At 51.2% G+C, this 6,467-nt stretch carries 4 protein-coding genes; all 4 read right to left on the bottom strand.

All coding sequences use genetic code 11. The annotated features are described in order from the left end of the window. Nucleotides 1-249: 249 nt before the first annotated feature. Nucleotides 250-1,416 (bottom strand): M20 family metallopeptidase, encoded by a 1,167-nt coding sequence (locus Q8O92_09750; GenBank protein MDP2983597.1) that lies wholly within the window; start codon nt 1,414-1,416, stop codon nt 250-252. 471 nt (nt 1,417-1,887) lie between these two features. Continuing rightward, nucleotides 1,888-3,021, bottom strand: a complete 1,134-nt coding sequence (locus tag Q8O92_09745) for a mannonate dehydratase (GenBank protein MDP2983596.1) — start codon at nt 3,019-3,021, stop codon at nt 1,888-1,890. Nucleotides 3,022-3,179: 158 nt separating this feature from the next. Beyond that, nucleotides 3,180-5,615, bottom strand: a complete 2,436-nt coding sequence (locus tag Q8O92_09740) for a DUF4838 domain-containing protein (GenBank protein MDP2983595.1) — start codon at nt 5,613-5,615, stop codon at nt 3,180-3,182. Between the two features lie 428 nt (nt 5,616-6,043). Next, the coding region (locus tag Q8O92_09735; protein ID MDP2983594.1) for a hypothetical protein at nt 6,044-6,467 on the bottom strand (424 nt) is incomplete at its 5' end.

Below are 6,467 nucleotides of genomic sequence, written 5' to 3'. Positions count from 1 at the left end.
TGAACTTACATGTTATTATCTTTACCATACCAAGTCCCCCTTTGGGGGATTTAGGGGGCTGCCTTCAAAAAAGTAGGCTTAAGTGTTTGTTTAAAAATAAGTTGAGATAATACCTATTTAACTTTATGAATAATCCGGGTTAGTAAGGGGGGCAGGGGGGATTAACCTTTCGGAAGATCACCTTTGCTCACTTAATGACATACCCGTTTAATCTTTTCTTCTGTATTCTGTCTTCTGGATTCCGTCTTTTCAAAATCCCCGTTCCAGAAATCGTACCGCCACTCCCGTCATGACCCCGATACCGACCGGGATCGCCCGGTCATCGAAATCGAATGCCGGGTTGTGAAGAGGGAAGCGGTCGCCTACCCCCAGCTTGAAATAAGCCCCGGGAATTTTTTCCAGGAAAAAGGAAAAGTCTTCTCCGCCCATGGTTGGTGTCTTCATCTCCACAATATTCTCCGGGCCCAGCGTTTCACGTACAGCATCCCGCACCAGGTCAATCGCACGGTCGTCATTGATGTTCGGCGGAAAGGATTCGGTTATCTCGAAAAACGCTTTCCCGCCTGAAGCCTGAGCAGTCGACCGGGCCATGCGTTCAAGGTGGCCGATGATTTCTGCGCGCGTTTCACGCTCCAGAGTGCGGATAGTCCCGCCCATGACAACCTCGTCGGGTATGACATTTACCGAAAAACCCCCGTGGATAGACCCCACGGATACGACAAAGGGGATGAGCGGATCGATCATTCTCGACCGGACCAGTTGAATACCCTCGATAATCCGGGCGGCGATGGTGATGGGATCCACTCCGGTATGAGGCATGGCGCCGTGGGTTCCGCTGCCTTTTACAGTGATCCTGAAACTGTCCACTGCCGCCATGACCGGCCCGGAGCGGCAGCCGATCCTGCCCAGCGGAATACCGGGCCAGCCATGCAACGCGAAAATCGCATCGGGAACCGGTGATGAAAGCGCCCCATCCCGGATCATTCTTGCAGCGCCGGTTCCGCTCTCTTCGGCAGGCTGAAAAATGAGTTTCACTACTCCCGGCAGAGCGGATTCAATCTGTTTCAGCGCCCAGGCGGTTCCGAGAAGAATCGTTATATGCCCGTCATGGCCGCAGGCGTGCGAGACTCCCTTGTTTACCGATGTATACGGAAGCCCGGAAATATCCTGCACCTCGATCGCATCTGTATCGGCGCGCAAAGCTGCGGTACGGCCGCCTTCCTTTCCGACAAGCGCCACCACCCCGGTTTCGGCGCAACGGGAATGGCGCACTCCGATACCGTCGAGGAAGGTTTCGATAGTTTCGGCTGTTTTAAATTCTTTATGAGCAGTTTCGGGGTAACGATGTAATACATGACGGATATCGATGAGAGTTTCGAGAATCTCACGGGGTATTTCGGCGATGCTGTTTTTCATACAAGTTCTCCAACAAAAAGATAATCCTATCCAGGTATGTCACTAGATAAGGTTCGTGTACGTATATGTAGATGCCGAAACAAGTTCGGCATGACACGTGTCATCCTGAACTCGTTTCAGGATCTAAATGTTCAATCACAATACAATATTTTCAAAAATACTTACCAAATGACCTAACCGGATAATCCGAATAGGTCAGCAGGAAAGTAATTATTGACAATATAGCCTGGCGGAGGCATGGTTCAGAGTATACTGCGGCGGGAGAATAATGTCAAGACAGGATAAAAGAATGGATGACGTTTATCGCGGCGTTGAAAAATTTGAAATATTTTGCCATACCGATCACGTCTAATCAGAAAGCGGATAGAAAGCAAATGAAAACAAAACATACAGGAGGTACAAAAATGCAGAAACTGACGCTTAAAAAATGAAAACGTCCGCTTCCTGCGAACGTTTTTTTACCTGCCGGTTTTATTTGGCCTCTGCATTCACCCTTTCCAAAAGCGCGCGCATATACCCGATGGTATAAGCATTCCCGCTGACTCCGAGATGTCCCATCCTTTTCTCATCCTGGAAAGCGGGGACATGATCAGGCACCATCGTTCCATTGAAATTTACCTCACGGAACGCCTTCATAACCTGATACATATCCACATATCCGTTGTCCGCGAAGGTCTCGTGGAACCGCGGAAGCGGGGAGCTGACATTCCGGAAGTGAACGGTAAATATGTTACCGGTTTTCCCGAATTCACTGATGGCGCCGAGGATATCCTCCCCTTTTTCGTCCGGTCCGAGCATCTCCGCCCAGGTGCCGACACAAAAGCTTATCCCGGAGTATTTACTGTATCCTGCAATCCGCAGCGCCCGGCGGTAAGATGCATTATCACGGAAAATCTGGGGCACTCCACAGAGCGATACCGGCGGATCGCAGGGGTGCAGGGCCAGCCTTACACCGGCCTCTTCCGCCACAGGAAGGACTTTCCTGATAAAATAGGCGTAGTTGTCCCATAATTCTTCGTCCTCGTATTCACGGCCATACGCGAGCGGCTTCTTTTTTGCCTCATCCTGATCGAAAGCCCGTGTCCTGCAGCCCCTAGAGTCGGCATACCCGGTCAAATATACACTGCCGCTCGACCAGGCGTAGGTGGTGGTATGCAATCCGGCTTTTCCCAGGTTCCGGATAAAATCGTTGAACTGGCTGATTTTTTCGTCACGGCCCGGGAGACCCAGGTGGATTTTATCCGAATTGTAGGCGTCGAGGATGTCGGTGCTGAACAGGCGCATTCCGGCCGACTCGACCTTGCGGCGCAGCGCCATGATATCGTCGAGCGTGACAACGGCTCCCGGGATCCATGCTTCGATGTATTCTACCCCCAACTGTTTCAGGAAAAGAAACTGATTGTCGTCGGGCATGCCGTTTACAATCTCGGCCAGCTTTATTCCCGGCGCTATTGACACCATTCCGCTCCCTGCGTTTTTCTCAGCACCCAGGGCAGTATCTGTGAAAGGTAAATATCCTCCCAGAATGCCGGAAAGAGCCAGCTGCCCGAATTTTCTTCTTTTCGGATCGGGCGGGGAATCATTTATTTTCTCCCCTTCGGCCATTGCGCCCCCTTAGATGCCGAAACGGTTTTATCGTTCCCGCGAAGCGGCAACAAGTTCGGCATGACACGGAGCACCGGTCATTCTGAACTCGTTTCGGGATCTATATTATCAATTTAATCAATAGGGTGACTTTTTCACAATCCTTTTAAAACGTCTACTCACTCCTGACGATACAGCCCGACATCATCTATATACACCCGGCTGTTTTTATCGAAATCCTTCAATGTCAGCCTGATAATCAGGTACCCTGGCAGTTCACCCGACTGACCTGTTTTTCTTAAGCTGCTCTGGCTGGAATCCGGGTCCCATAAAGCCGCTTCCTCACCGGAAAGACCTTTTGTCTCAACCGTTGTAGCCGCTGGTATCCAGGCGCCTGCCTGCGGTTTCACTGAAGTGCTGTGCCAGCCTTGCAAGGCAGCCCAGGGAGTGTTGGTTACGGTCCCGGAGTCCAGCGAAAGGGTCAGCTCGATTCTCCCTTTACGATCCGGTTCTCCTTCAGTTTTCACAAACGCCAGGCATGTATAAGTTCCATGTCCGGGGATCGGCGCTTTTTGCTCGAGTACACAGGTTCCGATCCCTGTTACAAGAAGCGAGCCGTTTTGAGTATGGCCGGCGGCAGCGGTCCAGGATACATTTCCGCCCTTGGAAGTAATTTCCCAGCCTTCCGATGATTTTTCAAACGATGCATTCGCTGAGATCGGTTTAGCCCCTCCGTTGAGCACATCGGTTAGCAATTTCGCATGGCCGGAGACTGCATTTTCTTTCGAAGAAACCATTTCGCTGATTTTCTTTCTCACCGCTCCATCATTTTTCCCCGCCCATTCATACGCTGCCCACAGGGGGTAGCAGCCAAACAGGTCTCCCATAAGAGGGCGATATCTCGTCGGTTCTATGGGATGATTCAATACCGGATCTTTTTTAAATGTATCAACCAGCCTGAATCGTTTTTCCTTCATGGAAACATACTCTTCCACGCTGTTCAGGAGGCCCAGCGCTTCCTTTGGGGATTTCGGATACGAGTTGAATGCTTTCCATTCATCGAGAAAGCTGTAAGCGGACGCTTCATAGTACTCGAAAGCACGGAGCAGGAGGCCGGCGCGTTTCTTCTGTTTTGCGGTGCGGGCTTTCGCCACGGCATTTTCCAGCCATTTCCGGCTTTTGGCAATATCCGCTTTTGTTACAATGTCCAAATATCCGGGCATGGTAAAGCGCATGAACTGGCCTTCCCTGCTGTACCAGGAAGATTGTTGTATCCGTTCGGTCCAGAATTTTTCCCAGAATGAATAGTAAGCCGCAAGCTCCGGGGCGGCGTCTTTTCCCACCGCCCGCTCATACCACTCGCGGAGGGTGGCATCGATGTCGAGGCGCGGATTCCAGAGCAGTTTCAAATGCAGATACTCTTTCGGTCCCTCGCCCCAGTTATAGTAGATTTCCGCGTACGACACCCGGACTCCGGCCTCATACCCATACTGTAAATACTCTCCCATCTGGTGAAAATAGACCCGGGGGAGCAGGTATGGCGACCCATAGATGTAATCATACCATCCGAGGGTGGGACTCATGGATTTCCACCACTCGGTAATACGATGACCTTCGGCCTTAAGACCCGGATCGATCCAGCCCATCCGGTCATAGGTCATGTAGGGAATGATCCGGGGATGTACCTTCACCTTTTTCGGGGGCTGGGCGAGGTTCCAGTAGGCCAGGGTTCCGAACCATTTGTCCGGGTAATCCTTCAGGACTTCTTTAACCACCTTGTTTGCCCATTCGAAATAAATGTCTGAGTAATTCCGGTATCCAAGGAAATTCTTCGCTTTATCTTCTTTGGCCAGGCACTTCTCGCACTGGCAGAAATGGTCGGAGTCATTCATCCCGAGAGAATACGAGGTGGCGTTCGGGTTGGCTTTGAAATAGGCTTTGATGTTTTTGACCGCTTCCTCGACAATCCCGTCCGCCGAGAAACACGGCTCCCAGCGCCAATCGTCGTCAGTGGGCGGAATGTACCGTTTTCCATCCCAGATGGGGAAAAACTCCGGGTGTGTTTTCCCGTATTTGCTCGCCGGGAAAAGCCTGAGGAGGTTGTGGTGAAAATCTACCCGGCTGTGAAGACGGTTCCTCCGGACAAATCCCGGGCCGTTGGGCGAGCTCAACTGGCGTGAGAAAAAGGCCGGTTCTTCGCGGATATCACGCATCGGAATTCTGAGCGTCTGATGCTGGGGAACATCCTCGCCGTCCTCTCCCGGCATCAGCCAGCGCACCCCCACATACCGCTCGAGAAAGTCGTATACCCCGAATTCGGTTCCCCAGTCTGTGGGTCCGGCAATCACAATATTCTTTGGATCGGGAAACCCGATCACAAATCCGTCGGCATCAAGATTTTTTAAATCGAGCCTGAGATTTTGAACGTAGCGATCATTCCCCACATGAATCACCACATTTTTCTCATCCCTGATGTCGCTGCCAACCGCAAGTTTTACGCCGGTGCTTTTTTCGATGTAATCCGTAAGGGATTTCGCCGCATCGAGCGCCTGCTTCGATGCATCTGCGGGAACGGATATAACTGCACCGGACTTTTGATTTTGTACAATGACCACATCATCTCCGAAACAGGGGGTAAATAGAATCAGGTACATACACCATGCGAAAGCACAGGAAGTTATTGAACGATGACAGCCGCGCATACAGTCCTCACTCCGGGCAGAAGCCCGTTTTGTCATGAATTTTGAAAAATTGTCTGAACCAAGATTTGTATGATTTTTTTTATCTATTTATAAAGATGATCCGGCAAAAGTAATTTTTACATTGTTTTCTGGTGTTTTAAACCTCACCCCCTGTCCCCCTCTCCTAGTCAGGAGAGGGGGTAACTCATTGCTGGCTATGTTTTTACCCTCTCCAAATTCGGAGAGGGTGGCCGAAGGCCGGGTGAGGTTTTCGTCAATTTAGAGAGCTTTTTAATATTTTTTGCCGGATCATTTATCATAGTAATCCTAAAATCCTATGAATCATGGTTAAGACTTCTTTGCTACTCCTTTTCCACAATCGTGCCGGTTCGAACAGTGAACGGCACATGGAAAACATAGGGGACATCGCCTCCCCGTGTAACAAAATAGAGGCCGTCGCTCTCTTTCCCCTCGATCATCGGGACAACCGAGCTGACACGCAGCCCGGGAAGCTGACCCGGGATCACCCGGAACAGCCCGCGGCCATCCGGCCCCAGTACCCCGCATCGCGCGGAAGTTCCTGTGGTATTCACATAAGAAATCCCGAACTTGTCGGCGCCGATGCCGTAGACAAAGCTTTTCCCATCCCCGTCCCGGTCCCCTATCAGGTCTCCCGCTTCGTTCATCCAGATAATATCACCCTGCGGGGATAAGCGGATAACAACTTCCCCTTCGGGATGGGCGACATATATTCCCGATTTATCAGCGGTCACCGCAGGGGGGGCG

This window comes from Candidatus Latescibacter sp. (assembly GCA_030692375.1).
In the GTDB taxonomy this organism is placed as follows: domain Bacteria; phylum Latescibacterota; class Latescibacteria; order Latescibacterales; family Latescibacteraceae; genus JAUYCD01.
The sequence above is the reverse complement of the archived record's forward strand: the minus strand, read 5'-3'. Positions and strand labels throughout refer to the sequence as shown.